Annotated in this window: 19 protein-coding genes; 5 read left to right on the forward strand and 14 right to left on the reverse strand. The window is 68.5% G+C overall.

Annotation, left to right across the window (positions count from 1 at the left end):
* From ACFOSH_RS07250 to ACFOSH_RS07275, 6 genes are all read right to left on the reverse strand, one after another.
* Positions 1-1343 (reverse strand): solute symporter family protein (locus ACFOSH_RS07250; protein WP_378237918.1); only part of this gene is annotated, 1343 nt, incomplete at its 3' end.
* Positions 1340-1681: a DUF485 domain-containing protein gene (locus tag ACFOSH_RS07255; RefSeq protein WP_378237919.1), complete on the reverse strand. Its 342-nt coding sequence runs from the start codon at positions 1679-1681 to the stop codon at positions 1340-1342. The genes ACFOSH_RS07250 and ACFOSH_RS07255, both read right to left, overlap by 4 nt.
* Positions 1682-1748: 67 nt before the next feature.
* Positions 1749-3482: a sodium/solute symporter gene (locus tag ACFOSH_RS07260; RefSeq protein WP_378237920.1), complete on the reverse strand. Its 1734-nt coding sequence runs from the start codon at positions 3480-3482 to the stop codon at positions 1749-1751.
* On the reverse strand, positions 3482-3829 hold the full coding sequence (locus tag ACFOSH_RS07265; protein ID WP_378237922.1) for a hypothetical protein: 348 nt from the start codon (positions 3827-3829) through the stop codon (positions 3482-3484). The genes ACFOSH_RS07260 and ACFOSH_RS07265 overlap by 1 nt, the downstream gene beginning before the upstream one ends.
* Positions 3826-4596: a LytR/AlgR family response regulator transcription factor gene (locus ACFOSH_RS07270; RefSeq protein WP_378237923.1), complete on the reverse strand. Its 771-nt coding sequence runs from the start codon at positions 4594-4596 to the stop codon at positions 3826-3828. Before ACFOSH_RS07270 ends, ACFOSH_RS07265 begins: the two co-directional genes overlap by 4 nt.
* Positions 4593-5639: a sensor histidine kinase gene (locus tag ACFOSH_RS07275; protein ID WP_378237924.1), complete on the reverse strand. Its 1047-nt coding sequence runs from the start codon at positions 5637-5639 to the stop codon at positions 4593-4595. Before ACFOSH_RS07275 ends, ACFOSH_RS07270 begins: the two co-directional genes overlap by 4 nt.
* 71 nt (positions 5640-5710) lie before the next feature.
* Here ACFOSH_RS07275 and ACFOSH_RS07280 point away from each other — a divergent pair, with 71 nt between their 5' ends.
* Positions 5711-6190 carry a hypothetical protein gene (locus ACFOSH_RS07280; protein ID WP_378237925.1) on the forward strand — a complete coding sequence of 160 codons (480 nt, stop codon included), beginning with the start codon at positions 5711-5713 and terminating at the stop codon, positions 6188-6190.
* 81 nt (positions 6191-6271) lie between these two features.
* Here ACFOSH_RS07280 and ACFOSH_RS07285 read toward each other — a convergent pair whose 3' ends face one another.
* Genes ACFOSH_RS07285 through ACFOSH_RS07305 form a run of 5 tightly spaced genes read right to left on the reverse strand, consistent with a single transcriptional unit; the run spans position 6272 to position 11147 of the window.
* Positions 6272-7261: an ABC transporter substrate-binding protein gene (locus tag ACFOSH_RS07285; protein WP_378237926.1), complete on the reverse strand. Its 990-nt coding sequence runs from the start codon at positions 7259-7261 to the stop codon at positions 6272-6274.
* A gap of 28 nt (positions 7262-7289) precedes the next feature.
* Positions 7290-8351, reverse strand: a complete 1062-nt coding sequence (locus tag ACFOSH_RS07290; protein WP_378237927.1) for an ABC transporter permease — start codon at positions 8349-8351, stop codon at positions 7290-7292.
* The gene (locus tag ACFOSH_RS07295; protein ID WP_378237928.1) at positions 8348-9112 is read right to left on the reverse strand and encodes an ATP-binding cassette domain-containing protein; all 765 of its coding nucleotides are present in this window, start codon (positions 9110-9112) and stop codon (positions 8348-8350) included. Before ACFOSH_RS07295 ends, ACFOSH_RS07290 begins: the two co-directional genes overlap by 4 nt.
* Positions 9109-10164 (reverse strand): class I mannose-6-phosphate isomerase, encoded by a 1056-nt coding sequence (locus ACFOSH_RS07300; protein WP_378237929.1) that lies wholly within the window; start codon positions 10162-10164, stop codon positions 9109-9111. The genes ACFOSH_RS07295 and ACFOSH_RS07300 overlap by 4 nt, the downstream gene beginning before the upstream one ends.
* Positions 10161-11147 (reverse strand): LacI family DNA-binding transcriptional regulator, encoded by a 987-nt coding sequence (locus tag ACFOSH_RS07305; protein WP_378238056.1) that lies wholly within the window; start codon positions 11145-11147, stop codon positions 10161-10163. The genes ACFOSH_RS07300 and ACFOSH_RS07305 overlap by 4 nt, the downstream gene beginning before the upstream one ends.
* A gap of 284 nt (positions 11148-11431) precedes the next feature.
* Between ACFOSH_RS07305 and ACFOSH_RS07310 the strand changes: the two genes are divergently transcribed.
* A complete protein-coding gene (locus ACFOSH_RS07310; RefSeq protein ID WP_378237930.1) occupies positions 11432-13822 on the forward strand; it encodes a GH92 family glycosyl hydrolase in 2391 nt (796 codons plus the stop codon).
* A gap of 203 nt (positions 13823-14025) precedes the next feature.
* Positions 14026-14391 (forward strand): DUF3817 domain-containing protein, encoded by a 366-nt coding sequence (locus ACFOSH_RS07315; protein ID WP_378237931.1) that lies wholly within the window; start codon positions 14026-14028, stop codon positions 14389-14391.
* A 62-nt stretch (positions 14392-14453) separates the two neighbouring features.
* On the opposite strand, the gene ACFOSH_RS07320 is transcribed toward ACFOSH_RS07315, so the two are convergent.
* On the reverse strand, positions 14454-14954 hold the full coding sequence (locus tag ACFOSH_RS07320) for a MarR family winged helix-turn-helix transcriptional regulator (RefSeq protein ID WP_378237932.1): 501 nt from the start codon (positions 14952-14954) through the stop codon (positions 14454-14456).
* Positions 14955-15041: 87 nt separating this feature from the next.
* Between ACFOSH_RS07320 and ACFOSH_RS07325 the strand changes: the two genes are divergently transcribed.
* Positions 15042-15344 carry a thiamine-binding protein gene (locus ACFOSH_RS07325; protein ID WP_378237933.1) on the forward strand — a complete coding sequence of 101 codons (303 nt, stop codon included), beginning with the start codon at positions 15042-15044 and terminating at the stop codon, positions 15342-15344.
* Here the strand turns inward: ACFOSH_RS07325 and ACFOSH_RS07330 are convergent.
* A complete protein-coding gene (locus ACFOSH_RS07330) occupies positions 15341-15724 on the reverse strand; it encodes a hypothetical protein (protein WP_378237935.1) in 384 nt (127 codons plus the stop codon). The genes ACFOSH_RS07325 and ACFOSH_RS07330 overlap by 4 nt on opposite strands.
* A gap of 130 nt (positions 15725-15854) precedes the next feature.
* Between ACFOSH_RS07330 and ACFOSH_RS07335 the strand changes: the two genes are divergently transcribed.
* Positions 15855-16832 (forward strand): tetratricopeptide repeat protein, encoded by a 978-nt coding sequence (locus ACFOSH_RS07335; protein WP_378237937.1) that lies wholly within the window; start codon positions 15855-15857, stop codon positions 16830-16832.
* A gap of 660 nt (positions 16833-17492) precedes the next feature.
* Here ACFOSH_RS07335 and ACFOSH_RS07340 read toward each other — a convergent pair.
* Positions 17493-18965 (reverse strand): neutral zinc metallopeptidase, encoded by a 1473-nt coding sequence (locus tag ACFOSH_RS07340; protein WP_378237938.1) that lies wholly within the window; start codon positions 18963-18965, stop codon positions 17493-17495.
* Between the last annotated feature and the right edge of the window lie 105 nt (positions 18966-19070).

Consider the following 19070-nt stretch of genomic DNA (forward strand, 5'->3'; position numbering starts at 1 on the left):
CACAACGCGCCCTGGGTGTTGAACCGCTTCCAGAACAGCGAGTACAGGATCGTCGGCAGGTTCGCCGACGCCGCCACCGCGAACGCCAGCGCCACCAGGAACGCGATGTTCTGCCCGTTGGCGAGGATCCCGCCGAGGATCGCGACCGCGCCGATCACCAGCGCGGTGATCCGGGCGACCTTCACCTCCGAAGCCGGTGACGCCTTGCCCTTCTTGATCACGTTGGCGTAGACGTCGTGCGCGAAGGACGCCGACGCCGTGATCGTCAGGCCGGCGACCACCGCGAGGATCGTCGCGAAGGCGATCGCCGCGATCAGGCCGAGCAGGATCGGGCCGCCGAGTTCGAGCGCCAGCAGCGGGGCCGCCGAGTTCACGCCACCGGGCGCGGCCTTGATCTTGTCCGCGCCGACCAGCGCGCCCGCGCCGTAGCCGAGCACCAGGGTGAACAGGTAGAAGACGCCGATCAGGCCGATCGCCCACACCACGGAACGACGGGCTTCCTTCGCCGTCGGCACCGTGTAGAAGCGCATCAGGACGTGCGGCAGGCCCGCGGTCCCGAGGACGAGCGCGATGCCGAGCGACAGGAAGTCCAGCTTGGTGGTGCCGGTCTTGCCGTACTGGTTACCCGGTCCGAGCAGCGCCTCACCGGCCTTGCCCGCCTTGTCCACGGCGCCCTGCAGCAGCGCGGAGAGATTGAAGCCGTACATGCCCAGCACCCACAGCGTCATCGCGAGCGCGCCGACGATCAGCAGTGCCGCCTTGATGATCTGGACCCAGGTGGTGCCCTTCATCCCGCCGATGAGGACGTAGGCGATCATGATGATGCCGACGATCACGATGATCACGGCCTGCCCGGCCTTGCTCTCGATCCCGAGCAGCAGCGCGACGAGGCCACCGGCACCCGCCATCTGCGCCAGCAGGTAGAAGAACGAGACGGCCATGGTGGATGTCGCCGCCGCGGCCCGCACCGGGCGCTGTTTCATCCGGAACGCCAGGACGTCGCCCATGGTGAACTTGCCGGTGTTGCGCAGCAGTTCCGCGACCAGCAGCAGCGCGACCAGCCACGCCACCAGGAAGCCGATGGAGTAGAGGAAGCCGTCGTAGCCGTAGACGGCGATCGCGCCCGCGATCCCGAGGAACGACGCGGCGGAGAGGTAGTCGCCCGCGATGGCGACGCCGTTCTGCGGACCGGTGAACGCGCGGCCCGCGGCGTAGTAATCCGAAGCCGTCTTCGTGTTGCGGCTGGCCCGGAACACGACGAACAGCGTGACCACCACGAAGAGGCCGAAGATGGTGATGTTGAGTGCGGGGCTGCTGCCCTCGACTCCGGCGGCGAGGGTCATTTGGCCTCATCCTCGATTTCCGTGCGGATCTTCTCCGCGATGGGGTCGAGCTTCTTGTTCGCGTAGCGGACGTAGAGCCCGGTGATCACGAAGGTCGAAACGAACTGCAGCAGACCGAAGACCAGGCCGACGGTGATGTTGCCGACCAGCTTCGTGCTCATGAAGCCGTGCGCGTAGTCGGCGAGCAGCACGTACAGCAGGTACCAGACGAGGAACAGCGCCGAGACGGGGAACACGAACCGGCGCAGCCGCGAACGCAGCTCTTTGAACTCGGGGCTGTCGTGGGCCTTGTCCCAGTCCACCTCGGGCGGACTGGGAGTGTCCGTTTCGGTGCTCATCGTGCTCTCCTCGCGCCGCGAATGTGTTCCGCGACACGTTAGGGAGGGGGCATGGAGACCGGAACCTTCAGCGGTTCAAACGCCTGCCGAGACGACGAACGGTCGACGAACGGTGGTCGGACCACGACGAAGGGGTCTCGGCCGTGCGATCGTCCAGGTGCAGCCGCAGCATGGCGGCCGTCGACCAGGCGGGCGGCCTGCCCCGCCAGGAAACCACGATCATTACGCCGAATGCCAGTGGAACCGACCACGGCGCGGGCTGCGACACCAGGATCGCGGGCAGCCCGCTCAGCCCGGGGGCGAACAACGCCACGAGGATCGAGCCCGAAGACGCGACGAGTCCGGTGAGGACACCGCTGATCGCGCCCGCCGCGGTGAGCCGGTTCCACCAGATGCCGAGGACCAGCAGCGGGCAGAACGTCGACGCGGCCACGGTGAAACCCCAGGTGACGAGGACGCCCGCGTCCAATCTGGCCGACGGCAGCGCGAGCAGCACCATCACCGCCGCGGCCCCGAGCACCGACCACCGCAGTCTCCGCAGGCCGCCGGGCGCCAGGTCGTGCGCGATCGCGCCGGAGATCACCAGCAGCAGGCCGAGCGACGTCGCCAGGAACGCGGCGAACGCGCCCGCCGTCAGCAGCCCGGTGAACAGCGACCCCGCCCAGCCGTCGTCGATCTGCGCCGGCAGCGCGACGACGACGGTGTCCGTCGCGCCGGAGACGTACAGCTCCGGCACCAGCACCCGGCCGAAGACGCCGTAAACCCCTGGGAACAGATAGAAAACGCCGAGCAGGGCGACGGTGATCGCCGCGGTCCGGCGGGCGGCGCGGCCGTCCGGGCTGGTGTGGAAGCGCATCAGGACGTGCGGCAGGCCCATCGTGCCGAGCATGGTCGCGATCAGGATCGCCCACGTGCCGAGCAGCGGATAGCCGTGGTCGCCGAGGTCGAGCAGCGGCCGTTGCCAATCCGGTCCGCCCAGCGGGGCACCTCCCCGGACGGCGGGAACCGGTGTGCCCGCGGCGAATTCCAGTGTCTCGCCGCTCCTGGCCACCAGTTCTCCCGGTGGCACGACACGCTTTTCCGGCGTGAGCAGGGTGGTCGGCTCGCGCAGGGTCAGTGTCACGTCGATCTCGAAGGACAGGCTGGTGTCGCGGGCGAAGTGGGTGAATTCCACCGGGTGCACCGAAGCCGAGCGTTCCGCCGGGGAGACCTGGGAGACCAGCCAGATCGCGGGGACGATGAACAGCAGCAGTTTCAGCACGAACTGGAACGCCTGGACGTAGGTCGCCGCGCGCATCCCGCCGAGCGCCAGTGTCGCGCTGACGGCGGTGCCCGCGATGACGACGCCGACCCAGTACGGCGTCCCGCCGACGGCGGTCAGCACGAGCCCCGCGGTCCGGAATTGCGGTACCAGGTAAAGGGTTCCGATCACCAGGACGACGAACGCGGCGAGACGGCGCAGGGCGGGCGAGGCGAGCCGGGCCTCGGCGAAGTCCGGGACGGTGAGCGCGCCGGAACGACGCATCGGCGCCGCGACGAGCACCAGCATCGCGATGTACCCGGCGGTGAACCCGACCGGATACCAGAGCGCGCCGATACCGTCCTTCACTACCAGTCCGGCGACGCCGAGGAACGACGCGGCGGACAGGTACTCGCCCGAGACGGCGGCGGAGTTGACCAGCGGCGAGATCCGGCGTGAGGCGACGAGGAAATCCGACGTCGTGCGCATGGCGGCGACGCCGCGCAACCCGATCAGCAGGGTGATCAGCACGACGGGGGCCACCGAGAGTGCGGCGACCACTAGTCGTCCTCGATCTTTTCCGCCCGGCGCAACTGCCACCACGAAAGCAGCGCCATGGCCGGATACGGGAGGACGGCGATCATCAGCCAGGACAGCGGGATCCCCAGCAGCCGCACCGAATCCAGGCCAGGGAACAGCCCGAACACCAGTGGGAGCCCGAACACCAGCCCGAACATCCCGGCCAGCGCGGGGAGTCCGCGACGGCGCTGGGCGCGGTAGAGCAGGTCCGCGCGTTCGGCGTCGCCCGCCGCCAGCCGGGGGACCCGCCAGCGGCCGCGAGCCCGGCGCCGCGAATGCGCGAGCCTGGTCTGCGGACTGGTGACGGCGACCCGTTTGACGCGGCTCACGGGTGGCTCCCCCGGCCCAGCTCACCGCGTTGCGCGGCGGCGAGCAGCCTGTCCCGCAGGTCGCGTGCGTGACGGCGGCTCACCGGGACGTCGCCCGCCTCCGTATGCGCGAGCAGCCCGCCGGTGGTGTCGCTGCGCAATTCGAGCACCGCGTCCACGGCGAGCAGGAAACCCCGGTGCACGCGGGTGAATCCCGTTCCCTCCCAATACTCTTCGAGTCGGGAGAGGGGCATCCGGGTGACGTGGACGCCGGATTTCGTGTGCAGCCGGACGTAGTCGCCGTGTGCCTCGACGAACTGGACGTCGTCGCGCCGGACGTATCGCGTGCGACCACCGGATTCCACCGGCAGCGCGGACATCGCGTCCGGTGCGGATTGCGGCTCGTCGGCCTGGTTGCCCGCCATCCGGACCACTTTGGACAGTGCGGCGGACAGCCTTTCGGCGCGGACCGGCTTCAGGAGATAGTCGACGGCGCCGATGCCATACGCGGCGACGGCGTGGCCGTCGTGCGCGGTGACGAACACGATCACCGGCGGTTCGCTGAGCCGCGAAAGCAGCGAGGCGAGTTCGAGCCCGTCGAGGCCGGGCATGGAGATATCGAGGAAGACGGCGTCGAAATGACTGCCCTGCAACATCTTCAGCGCGGTGAGCGCGTCACCGGCCGCGACCGCCTCGGCGACCTCCGGCGCCTCGCGCAGCAGGCTGCACAGCTCGTCGAGGGCGGGCGGGACGTCGTCGACCGCCAGCACCCGCAACCCGTTCGTCACGGCAGCACCCCCGGCTGGAATCGGGGCACGCGCACCACGACCCTGGTGCCCGCGCCGGTCTCGGTCTCGACAGTCAGGCCGTACCAGGGCCCGTAGACGCTGCGCAATCGTCTGTCCACATTGGCCAGTCCGACGCCGCCGTCGTCGCCGCGCCCGGCCAGGATCGCCGCCGCGCGGGCGGGGTCCATGCCGAGACCGTCGTCCTCGACGCTGATCACGCAGTCGTTCCCTTCCGCCATGCCCTGCACCTGGATGAAGCCCGCCTCGGCGCGCGGTTCGATCCCGTGCCGGATCGCGTTCTCCACCAACGGTTCCAGCACGAGGTACGGCACCGCGACGGCCAGGACCTCCGGCGCCACGCGCACCTGCACCCGGAGCCGCTCGCCGAGCACCGCACGCTGCAACGCCAGGTACGTCTCGATGGCGCGGAACTCCTCGGCGACCATCGTGTACTCGCCGTGCCGGGCGAGGCTGTAGCGGGTGTAGTCGGCGAAGTCGAGCATCAGGTCGCGGGCGCGGTCCGGATCGGAGCGGACCAGCGACGAGATCACGGTGAGCGCGTTGTACACGAAATGCGGGGAGATCTCGGCCCGCAGCGCGCGCAGTTCCGCCTCCGCGGCCTGCTCGGCGGACGCCTCCAGCCGCCCGCGTTCGAGCGCGTGGACGACGAGTTCGGCGGCCTGGCGGGCGATCGTGTTCGTCCCGCCGGAGACCAGGAGGACACCGGACAGTTCGTCGTGGACGTGCAGCGGCAGCGCCAGCAGCCCCGGCTCGGACACCGGCGTCTCGGAGTGGAGGACCTCGTCGAGCGCCGAGACCACGACGTCGTCGGACGCCGGGCGGCCGGACCAGATAAGCGAGCCGGAGAGGTCGGTGAGCCCGAGGCCGGGGACCCCGAACAGCCGGCGGAGGCCGTGTGTGGCGTGGCGGGCGCGGGGACCGGCGAGGCCGTCCATGAGATCGTCCGAGACACGCTGGGCGGCGGCGAGCACCGGCACCGGATCCGCGGTCGCGGCGGGACGCCAGGGCAGACGAGTGGTCATCCGGCCTCCTCCACGACGTCGAAGACCGAATCCTAACGTCGCTGCGTGGTTTCGCCGGTTACGCTCCGGACATGGTCCCCGGTGATGCTGTGGTGCTACGCCTGGACGTCGTGATGCGTCGGGTCGCGCTGGTCGGTTTCGTGGTCTTCGGCGGTGGCGGGATCGTCGCCGTCGTCGTGGCACTGTCCACGCCGGGGGTGTCCGGAGAGGTGTTCGGGCTGCTCAGCGTGGCCTTCGCGGGGCTGATCCTGCTCGCTCTCCGGCGCTCGGCCTCTGTGCTGACGCTGTCGGCCTCGGGTTTCTCGGTGCCCGGGGTTTTCGACGTCCGGTGGACCGAGGTGACGCGGTTGCGGGTGTGGCGCGAGAAGCGCCGGGTGGGGCGGTGGATGCACTGGTGGCACTACCGGCTCGAATGGACCGGTTCGGGGCCCGAGGTGCTGCTTGAGGACGGCGAGTACGCGTACGCGCTGGGGCACCTTGGTGGGGGCGCCCGGCTGTACGCGGCTCTCACGCTCTTCGCTCCCGCTGGGGTGGTCGAACTCGCGGAGTGAGTGCGTCCCGGGACGCTATGAAAGGTCCTTTCCTTGCAAAATTTGCAAGGAAAGGACCTTTCATGGCACTGCCGAAGCGCGTCAGCAGCTCTGCTTGTAGAAGTACTGCGCGTTAGCGTCCATGTTCGCCCTGGTGATGGAGTGCAGCGAAGCGGTCAGGTTGCGCGTCACCGGCTTGCCCTCCAGTGCCGCGATCGCCTGCTGCACGCCCTGCTGCCCGATGGCGGCCGGGTCCTGCGCGATGAGGCCCTGGTATTCGCCCTTCTTCAGGCCTTCGATCTCCGACGGCGAAGCGTCGAAGCCGATCAGGTTGACCGCGCCGATCTTGCCCGCGTTCCGCAGGCCGGTCGCGGCGCCCTCACCGGTGTTGAGGTTCGTCGCGAAGATGCCGATCAGGTCCGGGGTGGACGCCAGCGCGGCGGTCACCTTGGACGCGGCCTGGTCGGGCTCGTTCTGGGTGAACTGCACGCCCGCCGACTTCAGGTTCGGGTAGTTCTTCAGCTCGTCCTCGAAGCCCTTCGCGCGGGTGTTCGTGGTCGAGGTGCCCGCGATGGTGTCGAGCACCAGCACCGAACCGGTCTTGCCCGCGGCCAGCTCCGACATCGTCTTCGCGGCGAGCTTGCCGCCCTCGGCGTTGTCCGAGGAGATCGACGACTCCGCCACACTGGTGTCCTTCAGCGCGGTGTCGACCTCGATGACCTTCGCGCCGCGGGTCTTGACCTGCTGGATCGGCGCGAGCATCGCCTGTGCGTCGGTCGGCGCGATGAGCAGCGCGGCGGGCGGGTTGGAGCCCAGCGCGTTGACCAGCTGGGTCTGCATGGCCGCGTCGAACTTCTGCGGCGCCTGCGTGGTGATCTCGTAGCCGGCCTTCTTGGCCTCGGCCTCGGCACCGCACTGCATCGAGATGTAGAACGGCTCGGCCTGCACGCCCGGGATCAGCGACAGCTTCTTGTTGTTGGTCTTGGCGGCGGAGTCACCGGAGGACGATCCGCCGACCGTGCCGCCACCGCAGGCGGTCAGCAACGCGGCGGCGGACAGGACGGCACCGGTGACGAGCAGGGTCTTCTTCATGGGGATTGCACCTCTTTGTGCGTAGGAACTAACGAGAGTTGCGGCGACGACGGCGCCGCTGGTCGAACCAGACCGCGGCGATCAGCACCGCGCCGACCGCGATCATCTGCCAGAAGTCCTGGACCTGCGTGATGTTGAAGCCCTTCTTCAGCACGGCCGGGATGAACACGCCGATCACCGTGCCCAGCACCGAACCGACACCGCCGAAGAGGCTCGTGCCGCCCATCACCGTGGCGGCGATGGCGTTGAGGTTGTCGGTGGTGTGCGCCGAAATCGTCGTCGACGCGTAGTACGCCAGCGACAGGAAACCGGCGACACCGGCGAGGAAACCGGTGAGCGTGTACACCTTCAGCAGATGCGCGGTCACCCCGATGCCCGCCCGGCGCGCGCCCTCGGCGTTGGAGCCGACGGCGTAGGTGTAGCGGCCGAACTTGGTGGTGTGCAACAGCCAGGCGCCGATCAGCGTGATCACCACGGCCACCAGTACCAGGTTCGGCACGCCACCGAACGACGTCCCGTAGCCGAGCGTCTTGTTGAGCTCGGTCGGCACGCTGCGCACGTCGGACCCGTTGTTCAGCAGGTACGCGGCGCCGAGCGCGGCACCCATCGTGCCGAGCGTGACGATCAGCGGCGGGATGTTCGCCACCGCGATCAGGAAACCGTTGATCAGCCCCCAGATCGTGCCCGCGACGACAGCCGCCAGGAGCCCGACGAGGATGACGTCCCACCCGGCCTTGGTCGCGTCGCCGCCGGGGCTCATCGCCTCCATCGTCTTGCCCGCCACCATGCCCGCGAAGATCAGCACGGAACCGACCGACAGGTCGATACCCGAGGTGATGATCACGAACGTCATGCCGACCGAGAGCACCAGCAGCACCGAAGTCTCGATGAGCAGCGTCTGGAAGGTGAACACGGTCGCGAACTCGGCGGGCGCGATCGCGGTGAACACGATGATCAGCGCCAGCAGCACCAGCGCGATCCAGAACGTGTTGGCCCCGATCAGCCGCTGGCCGATCGACCGCCTGCCGAAGCCGCCCTCCACGGAGGACTGGATCTCGGGGTCCTTCTTCGTCGGAGTGGACACGGTCATGCCACCTCCTCTTGTACGAGGGCGCCCGTCATCGCGGCGACCAGGTCTTCCAGTTTCGTGTCGGCGCCGGTGAACCGGGCGACGCGCTTGCCGAGCCGCAGCACCTCGATGCGATCGGACACCGACAGCACCTCGGGCATGTTGTGGCTGATCAGCACGACGGCGATGCCCTTGTCCCGCACCTTCTTGATCACGTCGAGCACGCGTTCGCGCTGCACGACGCCGAGCGCGGCCGTCGGCTCGTCCATGAACACGACCTTCGAGGCCCAGACGACCGACCGCGCGACGGCGACGCTTTGCCGCTGCCCGCCCGAAAGCGAGCCGATCGGGACGTCGGTGCTCTGCAGGGTCACGCCGAGCCGTTTGAACTCGTCCACGGCCTGACGCTTCATCTCGGCCTTGTCCAGCATCCCGAGCTTGCCGAGGATCCCCTTGCGGTGGATCTCCCTGCCGAGGAACAGGTTCGCGGCCGGGTCGAGTTCCGGCGCGACCGCGAGGTCCTGGTACACCGTCTCGATTCCCATCCACCGGGCGGTGGTGGGGGAGTCCAGGTGCGTTTCCTCGCCGTCGAGCAGGATCTTGCCCGACGTCGGCTGTTCCGCGCCGGACAGGCATTTGACCAAAGTGGACTTCCCGGCGCCGTTGTCCCCGATCAGCGAGGTGACTTCACCGGCGCGGGCCTGGAAAGACGCTCCGCGCAGTGCTTCGACCGAGCCGTACCGTTTGACCAGGTTCTGTGCGTCGAGCAGGAGTTCGCTCACGATCGCTCCCTCTTCTCCGGTGCCGGTGGCCTGCAGCGGATGACCGTGACATCGCCCTCCACAGTGGACTGTCCGGCGTCGTGGGGGACCACGTACGTCTCGCCCTTGTCCAGCGCGTACTCGCCGCCGTGTTCGGTGCGGAGCGTGCCCGAACCGTCCATGACGACCAGGACCGCGAACGACGGGTCGAGTGACAACGTTGTCGACCTACCGGAAACAGCGGGACGGAGCTGGTCGGCCCGGAAGAACGCGTCGCTGCCGTCGGCGAGCAGATCCACAGTGGACGCTTCGTCGGCCGCGGTGCGCTTGACGATCGAGCCGAGCCGCTCTTCGTCCCAGCCCGAGGTGTCCAGGGTTTCGATGGCGGTTTCGAAGCCGATCCCGAGGTGCGCCTTCTCCGGGTTCGCCAGGAAGTCGCGCCATTCCAGGGTCAGCGAGAAGTCGGTCGGCTGCTGGAGCTCGACGACGAACACGCCTTCGCCGATCGCGTGCGGCAGCCCCGCCGGGATGTAGACCGTGTCGCCGGGGGTGACCGCGACGCTGTTCAGCGCTTCGAGCATGGCGGGCGCGTCCTGGCTGCGGGCCCATTCGTTGACCGTCGCCTTGTCGACAGTCTCCTTGAAGCCCGGGTAGACGCGCGGGTCGTCGCCGTAGGTGCCGACCACGATCCACGCCTCGGTCTTGCCGAAGTGCGAGTCGAAATGCCGCCGCGCGAACGAATCCGACGGGTGGAAGTGCACCGGCAGGCGCTGGCCCGCGTCGAGCAGCTTCACCAGCAGGCCGGTCGAATCGCCGAGTGCTTCGACGTGCTTGGCGCCGAGCCAGGCGGACGGGTTCTCGCGGACGGCGTCGCGCAGCCAGATCCCGCTGGGGAGTTTGGTCAGGCCGTTGGTCTCCTGGCCGAACATCGTGGTGGCCGAGCCGACCCAGTCCTCCGGGCCGTACTTGGATTCCGGCGACGCGCCCCGCAGCGCGGCGATGGCGTCGCCGCCGCGGTAGAACTGCGGCGGCTGGTTCGCCGGCAGGCGGATCGGTTCGAGGTGACCGCTCATGAAGGGGTGACCTCCCCGGAACCGCGGGCTACGAGATGCACGGGCAGAACTACCTTTCTCGGTGCGGATTGATCTCCCTGGACCCGGGCGAACAGCAGTTCCGCGGCCGCCCGGCCGAGTGCGCTCACGTCGTGTGAGATCACGGAGACCGGCGGATCCAGCAGATCCGCCAGTTCGAAGTCGTCGAAGCTGATCATCGCGGGCCGCCGTTCGGCGTGGGCCAGCGCGCGCAGCAGGTGCACGGCGACCCGGTTGTTGCCCGCGATCACCGCGGTGGCCGGGTTCGGCCCGGTGAGCAGTCGCTGCACGGCGTCGCCGACGCTCCCTGCCGTCGGGGTCCGCATCGCGACGAGGCTCTCGTCGTAGGGGATCCCGTTGCGGACGCAGCCCTCCCGGAACCCGCGCAGGCGTTCGCCCGCGGTGAAGATGTCCGGGCTGTCGGCGAGGAACGCGATCCGGCGATGACCGTGTTTCGCGAGGTGGGCGACCGCTTCGACGGTGCCGCCGATGTTGTCGACCAGCACCGTGTCGGCCACGATGTCGCCGGCGGGCCGGTCGAGGAACACCACCGGCGTGCCGGCGCGCATCTCGGGGACCAGGTAGCCGTGCTGCATCCCGGCGGGGACGACGAGGATGCCGTCGACGCGACGGGAACAGAACTCGAGCACCAGTTCGCGTTCGCGGTCGGAGTTCTCCTCCGACGAACCGGTCAGCACCTGGCGGCCGAACGAGGTCGCGATGCGTTCGACGGCGCGGTTGAGTTCCGAATAGAAGGGGTTCCCGACGTCCTCGACGATCAGGCCGATCGTCCCGGTCGTCGAGCCGCGCCGCAGGTTCCGCGCGCCGAGGTTGCGCCGGAACCCGAGCTGCTCGATCGCCGCCATGACGCGCTCGGCGGTGTCCGGATGGACGGCGGGCTCGTCGTTCACGACCCGCGAGACGGTCTTGATGCTCACGCCCGCGAGCCGGGCCACATCGCTCATCGTGGCCCGGCGGCCGGCGGTGCGGTGACCGTTGTCCGGTCCGCTGGAAGACAACGTTGTCATAGTGGCGGGAATTGAACGCGAGCGCCGCGTCGATGTCAATGCCCGGTCTGCTTCGAAGACGCTTTCCGAGGTCGAACCGTTACTGCCGGGTGCTTCCGATAGGCCTTTCGCGTGGTCTCTGTCCGGAATCGGACAGGGTTTCGCGGACCTCTTGACCAGGTGGTCTGTTCTTGTCGAAGGTGGGCAGGCAGCGACAACGTTGTCAGGAGGCGGCCTTTCTCATGCCCGCAAGCACTTCGACCCGCGTCGCCGGGTTGCTCACCGCGCTCGTCGTTCCCGCCGGGCTTTTCACGCCCGTCGCGGCGGCGGCGCCCGGTGGTGGCGACCCCGTGGACGCGGTCAACACCTTCATCGGCACCAAGGACGACGGCAACACCTTCCCCGGCGCTTCGGCGCCTTTCGGGATGACCCAGGTCAGCCCGATCTCCTCGCATTACGCCGGCTACCGCTACGACGACACCGCGATCCGCGGCTTCGGGCATTTCTTCCTGTCCGGCGCGGGCTGCTGGGAGCAGGGCGGCCTCGTGTCGTCCCTGCCCACCACCGGCGCGGTCGGGCCCGGCGCGGCGTTCGACACCACGAAACCGGAGACCTTCGACCACAAGAAGTACGCCTCGCCGTACACGCACGAGGGCGAGGTCGGGAAGCCCGGCTATTACAAGGTGCGGCTCACCGGCTACGGCGGCGTCGACGCGGAGACCACCGCGACCACGCGGACCGGCGTCGAGCGGTACACCTTCGCCAAGTCCGGTGACGCGAATGTCTTCGTCAACGTCGGCCAGGCCAACGACAAGGAACCCGTGACGGCGAGCCAGATCCGCGTCATCGGGGACCGGACGGTCGAGGGAATGGTGGAGTCGCAGGCGTTCTGCGGCGGGAAGCCGTACAAGACCTGGTTCACCACGACGTTCGACAAGCCGTTCAAATCCTCCGGCACCTGGTCGCCGACGGGTGGCGCCCCGGGCTCGAAGGAGTCCGCGGGCGGTGAAGGCCTGCGTGGCGCCTGGCTGACCTTCGGCGGCGGGCAGGTCACCGCGACGACGGCGATCTCCCACGTGGACGCTTTCGGCGCCAAGCTCAACCTGGCGTCCGAGAAGAGCCGTTCCTTCGACGCTGTCCGCGACGGCGCCCAGCGCGCCTGGCGCAAGGAACTGTCCTCAGTGGACATCAAGGGCGGGGCGAAGGACGACCGCACGGTGTTCTACACCTCGCTCTACCACGCGCTGCTCCAGCCACTGACCGGCAATGACTCCGACGGCCGCTACCGCGGCTTCGACGACAAGATCCACCGGGCGCTGGGCTGGACGTACTACGAGTTCTTCTCGTTGTGGGACACCTATCGCACGCAGAACCAGTTGCTCGCCCTCTTGCGGCCGGCGCGGGCGAAGGACGTCGCGAAATCCGTGCTCGCCATCCACGACCAAGGTGGCTGGCTGCCGCGCTGGGCGTACGCGAACCAGGAGACGAACACGATGACCGGCGATCCGGTCACCCCGTTCCTGGTCGACCTGTGGCGCTTCGGCGCGCTATCCGGACAGGAATTCAAGGCGTACCAGGCGCTTCTGCAGAACTCGCGGGAGATCCCGCCCGCGTCTTCGCCGTTCCAGGGCCGTTCGGGGAACGTGACCTACCAGAAGGACGGGTTCGTCCAGTACGACAAGGACTTCCCGAAGAAGGGGCAGGACACCGACCCGAACCACGGTGCTTCGGCCACCCTGGAATACGCGCTCGCGGACTGCTCGCTTTCGATCATGGCCGCCGGTCTCGGCAAGAAGGACGACGCGAAGGCGTTGGCAGACAAGGGGCGCAGCTATCGCACGCTGTGGGACTCGTCGGTGAGCGACCGCGGCTTCACCGGTTTCTACCGGCCCAAGGTCACCGGCGGCGACTGGTTCAGCCCGGCGGACAAGCCCTACACCCCGCAGAGCCCGGACGGGTTCCACGAGGGCACGTCGTGGCAGTACCAATGGCTGACCCAGCAGGATGTGCCCGGCCTGGTCGACCGCATGGGCGGCAAGGAGAACGTGGGCAAACGCCTCGACGACTTCTTCGCCTACGGGGATCTGGTCAAGGACCCGGCGAAGACCGTGCGCGAGGAATGGGTCGTCGGCCCGTACAACTACTACAACCAGTTCCGCTACAACCCCAACAACGAGCCGGATCTGCACTCGCCCTGGATGTACACGCTGACCGGGCAGCCGTGGAAGACCTCGGCCGTCGTCCGCGCGGCGCACACGCTGTTCACCAACGCGCCCAACGGGGTCACCGGAAACGACGACCTCGGGACCATGTCCGCGTGGTATGTCTTCAGTGCGCTCGGGTTGTATCCGGCGGTACCGGGCACCGGGCAGTTCGTGCTCAACGCGCCGCGGTTCGAGAAGTCGGTGCTGCATCTGGAGAACGGCCGTGACATCACGATCAAGGCCGACGGCGCCGACCCGTCGAAGCTCCAGTACGTCCAAGGACTGGGATCCGGTTCGCAGCGGGCGTATGTCGGCTTGGAACAGTTGACGCGAGGGACCACTTTGGACTTCAAGTTGACCGATGACGCGGCGAAAGCCACCTGGGCGACAGGCCTCGAAGGTGCCCCGAAATCGCCCTGCGCCGGGTGATCCGAGTGGTTTAGACCGGTTCGTGCCGGGGGTCGTGAGAAGCATCACGGCCCCCGGTGTTCCGGTGAGGGCCGTCACGCCTCACACTGGTCTCACCACGTCCGACAGCGCTGTTGACGTCCCTGGCGAGTCCGCCTTGGACAGTGCTCGTCGGACGTAGTCATGTAAACACACATAGTGGTGAGACCCCACAGGAGGAGAACGTGTCCAGCAAGGCCGCTCTAGTATTCCGCGTGGCCGCGGTAGCCGAAGCCCTCTCCTGGGCCGGGCTGCTGGTCGGGATGTTCCTCAAGTACGCCGTCAAGCTCGGCGAAGGCGGCGTCCCCGTCCTCGGCATGGTGCACGGCGTCGTGTTCGTCCTCTACGTGCTGGTCTCCCTGTCCGTGGCGAAGCCGCTCGGCTGGCGCCCGAAGACCCTGATCCTGGCGCTGCTCTCCAGCATCCCGCCGCTGTTCACGTGGCTGTTCGAGTCCTGGGCGCTGCGCAACGGCAAGCTCGACGGCCCGCAGCGGCTCACGCACGGTGGTGTCGGCCTGTTCACCAGGACCCCGGAACCCGCCGCCGTCTGATCTTCCGGTCCCCGCGAAAAGGCCCCCGTCCGATGGAAGGGGGCCTTTTCCGTTCGCGGGGGTTATTCGGTGAAGTCGCCGGTGGCCTTGCGGACCTTGGTCAGCAGGTCGGTCAGCTGCTCGGTCTGCTTGCCGGTGAGCCCGGTCAGCCCGAAGTCGATCTCGGTGACCGCCTGCGTGGCCTCCTCGCGGCGCGCGCGGCCCTCGTCGGTGATCTCGACCAGCGTGGTGCGGCGGTCGGTCGGATGCGGGACGCGCTTGACCAGTCCGTCCTTTTCGAGCCTGTCGACGATGTTGGTGACGCTCGTCGGGTGCAGCTGCAGCCGCTCGCCCATCACGCGCATCGGCAGGTGGGAGGCACGGGCGAAGGTCAGCAGGACGAGCGCCTCATACCGGGCGAAGGTCAGCCCGTGTGGTTTGAGCGCGCCGTCCACGGCGGACTGGATGATCTGCTGCACGCGCATGATCCCGGTCACCGCCGCCATGGTTTCGGACGGCCCGATGCGGGCCTCCCACAGCTGCGCCGCGCGGGCGATCGGGTCGAACGGCAACGGACGGCTCATGGCGTTCGAAGTTACCAGCGGGTACCCGCACCATGGTGCGCGACCGGGTGTTATCCGTGGGAAAAGTGTCCGAACGAGGAGCAGAAGATGATCGTGGCGTTCAGTGTCAGCCCGTCCGCGGCCGAGGAAGACGGCGGTGTCAGCGAAGCGGTCGCCCGCGCGGTGAAAGTGGTGCGCGAGTCCGGTCTGCCGAATTCGACCAACGCGATGTTCACGAATGTAGAAGGAGAAAGCTGGGACCAGGTCATGGACGTGGTCAAGCGGGCCGTCGAGGCCGCGGGCGAGGGATCGTCACGCGTCGGGCTGGTGCTCAAGGCCGACATCCGGCCGGGTTACGAAGGCCAGCTGACCGCGAAGGTCGAGCGGGTCGAGAAGCACCTGGAAGGCTAAGGGAGCGGTGGCGTGAAGGAGACCAGCCACAGCTTGTCCTTGACCGCGATGGCCACCGAGTAGCCGAACGTGCCGCCGTCGCCCAGTTTCCCGCTGACGGTGGCCGAAGTCGGCGCGGTGTCGTCCGGCGCGAACTTCACCGCGACGTCGTGGGTGCCGCGGCCCGTCAAGGCGTCGATATAGGACTTCGCGAAGTCGTCCGCCGAGGCGGGCGGGTAGTCGATGAGCTCGGAGAGGGCCTCGACGTCGTGTTCGTTGAGCGCGGCGGTGAGGCCCTCCCGGAGCTGTCCCGGACTGCCGACGCCGGGGTCGGGCTGATGCGCTATCAGCACCGTGATGACGCTCACCCAAACGATGGCGATACCTATCGCGACGGCCACGGTGGCTGTCCTGCGTGTCGGAATGTCGATCACCCCCTCGTGGGGAGCCTGCCGGAACGGGACCGTCCTGCCAAGCGGGCACCCGGGGGCATGCGGTGAATCGCTCGGGGATGCGTGCCAGGATGGAACCGTGACACACCCACGCGGATCAGCATCGAAGACGGCGGCCCTGTCCGCCGCGCTTTCCGGCGCGGTCGACCTTTCCGCCCTCAAGGCGCGTGCCGAAGCGCCCCAGAAACAGCCCCCGGCCCCACCGCGGCCGCCGTCAGCCGACGGTGACGTACCGGGCGGCCCCGCCGCGGAGGGCGCCGTGATCGACGTCACCGAGGCGAGCTTCCAGACCGACGTCGTCGAGCGATCCCTGCAGCAGCTGGTGGTCGTCGACCTGTGGGCCGAATGGTGCGGCCCGTGCAAGCAGCTCAGCCCCGTCCTGGAGCGCCTCGCCGCCGAGTCCGGTGGTGCCTGGGTGCTCGCGAAGGTGGACGTCGACGCCAACCCGCGCATCGCGCAGCTCTTCGGCGCGCAGTCGATCCCGACGGTCATCGCCATCGGGGGCGGCCAGCCGGTCGACGCGTTCTCCGGCGCGCTGCCCGAACCCGAGATCCGCAAGTGGCTCGGTTCGCTGCTTGACGCGCTGCGCGACAAACTGCCCGGCATCAAGGCCGCCGAGGAGAACGGCGGCGGTGTCGAGGTGCCGGAGGACACGCGGTTCACCGAGGCCGAGGACGCCTTCGAACGGGGCGACCTCGCCGCGGCGCAGGCGGCCTACGAGCGCATCCTCGACGTCGAGCCGGCGAACGAGGAGGCCAAGACCGCGCTCGCGCAGGTCAAGTTCACCGCGCGCGCCGAGGCCGCCGGCCCGGACGCGATCGCGAAGGCCGACGCCGACCCGGCCGACCTCGACGCCCAGCTCGCCGCCGCCGACCTCGAAGTCGCCGGGCAGCAGCCCGAGGCGGGCTTCTCGCGGCTGATCGCGGCCGTGCGGCGGACCGCGGGCGACGAGCGCAACAAGGTGCGGGAGCACCTGGTGGCGCTGTTCGAGCTGTTCGACCCGGCGGACGAGCGCGTGATGAAGGCGCGGCGGGATCTGGCGAGCGCTCTTTACTGAGCTTTTGGTTATGTGAAGGCCCTCTTCACTGCGTCTAGCGCGGTGAAGAGGGCCTTCACGTACTTGGGGCGGGGTCGCGAGGGGGTCGTGAGTGGTAAGTCGCGTTCTGGCGGACTCGTATTTGCTCACCCACCGGGATCTGGTCGCACGTCGGTTTTTCGTGCTGGGTGGAAAGTGTGACGGCCACCGGCCGGGACGCCCTCTCGACGATGGAGGAATCGGGACACTGAACGTCCCGATTCCTCCATCGTCGATCCCGGCACTCTCCCGAATCGCCACCTTCGCGCAGGTCAGCGGTAGGCAGGCAAAGACCGGTCCGCCCTGACGTGCTTTGCCACCCACGCCCCCTTGCGCCCGGCCCGCCGAGTGTCATGAAAGGGGCGTTCAGGACGAAAAGTGTCCTGAACGCCCCTTTCATGACACTCGGGGTTCGGGGTTCGGGGCGGAGTGCGCGGGGACGAGGCGGGTGGTGTGCGAGTGCGCGGGGACGGGGTGCGGGAGGTGCACGAGTGCGGGGTGCGGGAGGTGCAGGGTGTGCGTGGTGCAGGGTGCGGGCCAGGGACGAGCTCCACACCCCCAACGCCATGAAAGGTCCTTTCCTTGCGAAATTTGCAAGGAAAGGACCTTTCATGGCACTTCAGGGAGTCGTGACCGGACCGATCAGCCGTACTGCGTCGAGCACACCGCGGAGCTCTCCAGGTAGCCCTTCCGCAGCGCCTCGATCCGCTCGAAACCGTTGTCGACGCGCTTGCCGTTGACATCGGCCGAGACCAGGCTTTCCGGGCTCAGCAGGTCCGAAATGGCCTCGTCGAGGTCACCGGCCGAGAGCCGCAGCGTCCCGCCGGGCACCGAGCTGGCCTTCGCCCACGCGCCGACCAGGCACGCGGTGCGCAGTCCCGCGTTCGCGTTGTCGATCGACGCGCCGACACCCTTCTGGATGCCCATCGCGTAGCGGGACGCGATTTCCGAGAACGCGGCGAAGTCGCCCTTGCCCTCGCTGTGCCCGCTCTTCCATTCGGCCTCTTGGTCGACGGGCTGGGCGAGTTCGCGCAGTTTGGCCATGTCGATGCTGACGGTGTTGTTCGACGGGCAGTACGACGCGGGCGGGGTGCTGGGGCCGCCGGAGCAGCTGCCGTTGCCGTCCTCGGTGATCTCCGGACCCGGGACACCGGCGCCCTTGAAGGCCTCGTCGAGGCTCTTCTTCAGGATCCCGATGATCTCGGCGTCGAGCTTCGCGTCGCCCTTGCCCTTGTCACCCTTGTCGAACGGGCGCTCGGTGATGCGCGCCTTGATGTTCTCCTCGTTCATCGCGGCGCATTCCTTCGGGCCCTTCTCGAACCCGACCTGGAACGCGTACGTGCGGTCGAACGCCGTGCCGTGCGCGCCCTGTTTCGTCGCGCTGGTGCCCGCCTGGTCGCGGATCAGGAACAGCGACGCCATGACCTGGTTCAGGCCCTCGGAGGTGGAGAGCTTGTAGAACTTGCTCTTCTCCTCGGCGACCCAGCGGAAGTAGCCGCCGGCGAAGCAGTCGGCCTGCTGCTCCTTGACGATCGACGGGGTGGTCTTCTTGATGTTGGCCTTCTCGCCGAGCCGGTACTGCACGGCGTGGCCGAGTTCGTGGGCGAGCACGACGGCGCTCGCCATTTTCCCGAACCGCTCGCGCAGCATCGGCAGGAGCACGCCGCGGTCCCACGCCACCGAGTCGTCCGGCGGGCAGTAGAAGGCGTTGACCAGGCCCTTGACGCTGCCGCACTTGGTGTCTTCGTCGTCGGACCGCGCGCTGTAGGACAGCAGCGACTTCAGCGGCTCGTACTGCTGGCCGAAGTCTCGCGGCATGACCTCGGTCCAGTAGGTCTGCGCGTCGGCGATGGCGGCGATGGCGAGCTGGTCGTCTTCGGAGCCGTCCTCGTTGCGGACCTGCAGGTCCGGCTTGGGGGCGTCCGGCTTCAGGCCGCTCTCGAAGTGCGTGACCGGCAGACCGGCGATGTCGCCGGCGCCCGGCTGGCCGCCTTCCTTGCCCGCCGTCGAACCGCCCTTGTCGTTGCACGCGCTCAGCCCGAGGGCCAGCGTCACCACGATCGCGATCAGAGCCGGGCGGTAGAGGCCCCGACCTCCCCCTTGGATCATGTTCACTCGCTTGTCGTCAGGGCCCCGACCGGGCCGCGTACACCGGCAAGCAGGGACCCTACCCAGCGCTTATGGCTCGCGTGCAGGTAATCCCCGAAGTGGGTCTTGAGC

The sequence above is a fragment of the Amycolatopsis speibonae genome (genome assembly GCF_042647925.1).
In the GTDB taxonomy this organism is placed as follows: domain Bacteria; phylum Actinomycetota; class Actinomycetes; order Mycobacteriales; family Pseudonocardiaceae; genus Amycolatopsis; species Amycolatopsis speibonae.

Bases quoted from the DNA above. Each gene is read 5' to 3' on its own strand.
- ACFOSH_RS07255 (WP_378237919.1), bottom strand. From the start codon at position 1,681: ATGAGCACCGAAACGGACACTCCCAGTCCGCCCGAGGTGGACTGGGAC.
- ACFOSH_RS07275 (WP_378237924.1), bottom strand. From the start codon at position 5,639: ATGACCACTCGTCTGCCCTGGCGTCCCGCCGCGACCGCGGATCCGGTG.
- ACFOSH_RS07280 (WP_378237925.1), top strand. From the start codon at position 5,711: ATGGTCCCCGGTGATGCTGTGGTGCTACGCCTGGACGTCGTGATGCGT.
- ACFOSH_RS07285 (WP_378237926.1), bottom strand. From the start codon at position 7,261: ATGAAGAAGACCCTGCTCGTCACCGGTGCCGTCCTGTCCGCCGCCGCG.
- ACFOSH_RS07290 (WP_378237927.1), bottom strand. From the start codon at position 8,351: ATGACCGTGTCCACTCCGACGAAGAAGGACCCCGAGATCCAGTCCTCC.
- ACFOSH_RS07300 (WP_378237929.1), bottom strand. From the start codon at position 10,164: ATGAGCGGTCACCTCGAACCGATCCGCCTGCCGGCGAACCAGCCGCCG.
- ACFOSH_RS07305 (WP_378238056.1), bottom strand. From the start codon at position 11,147: ATGAGCGATGTGGCCCGGCTCGCGGGCGTGAGCATCAAGACCGTCTCG.
- ACFOSH_RS07310 (WP_378237930.1), top strand. From the start codon at position 11,432: ATGCCCGCAAGCACTTCGACCCGCGTCGCCGGGTTGCTCACCGCGCTC.
- ACFOSH_RS07320 (WP_378237932.1), bottom strand. From the start codon at position 14,954: ATGAGCCGTCCGTTGCCGTTCGACCCGATCGCCCGCGCGGCGCAGCTG.
- ACFOSH_RS07325 (WP_378237933.1), top strand. From the start codon at position 15,042: ATGATCGTGGCGTTCAGTGTCAGCCCGTCCGCGGCCGAGGAAGACGGC.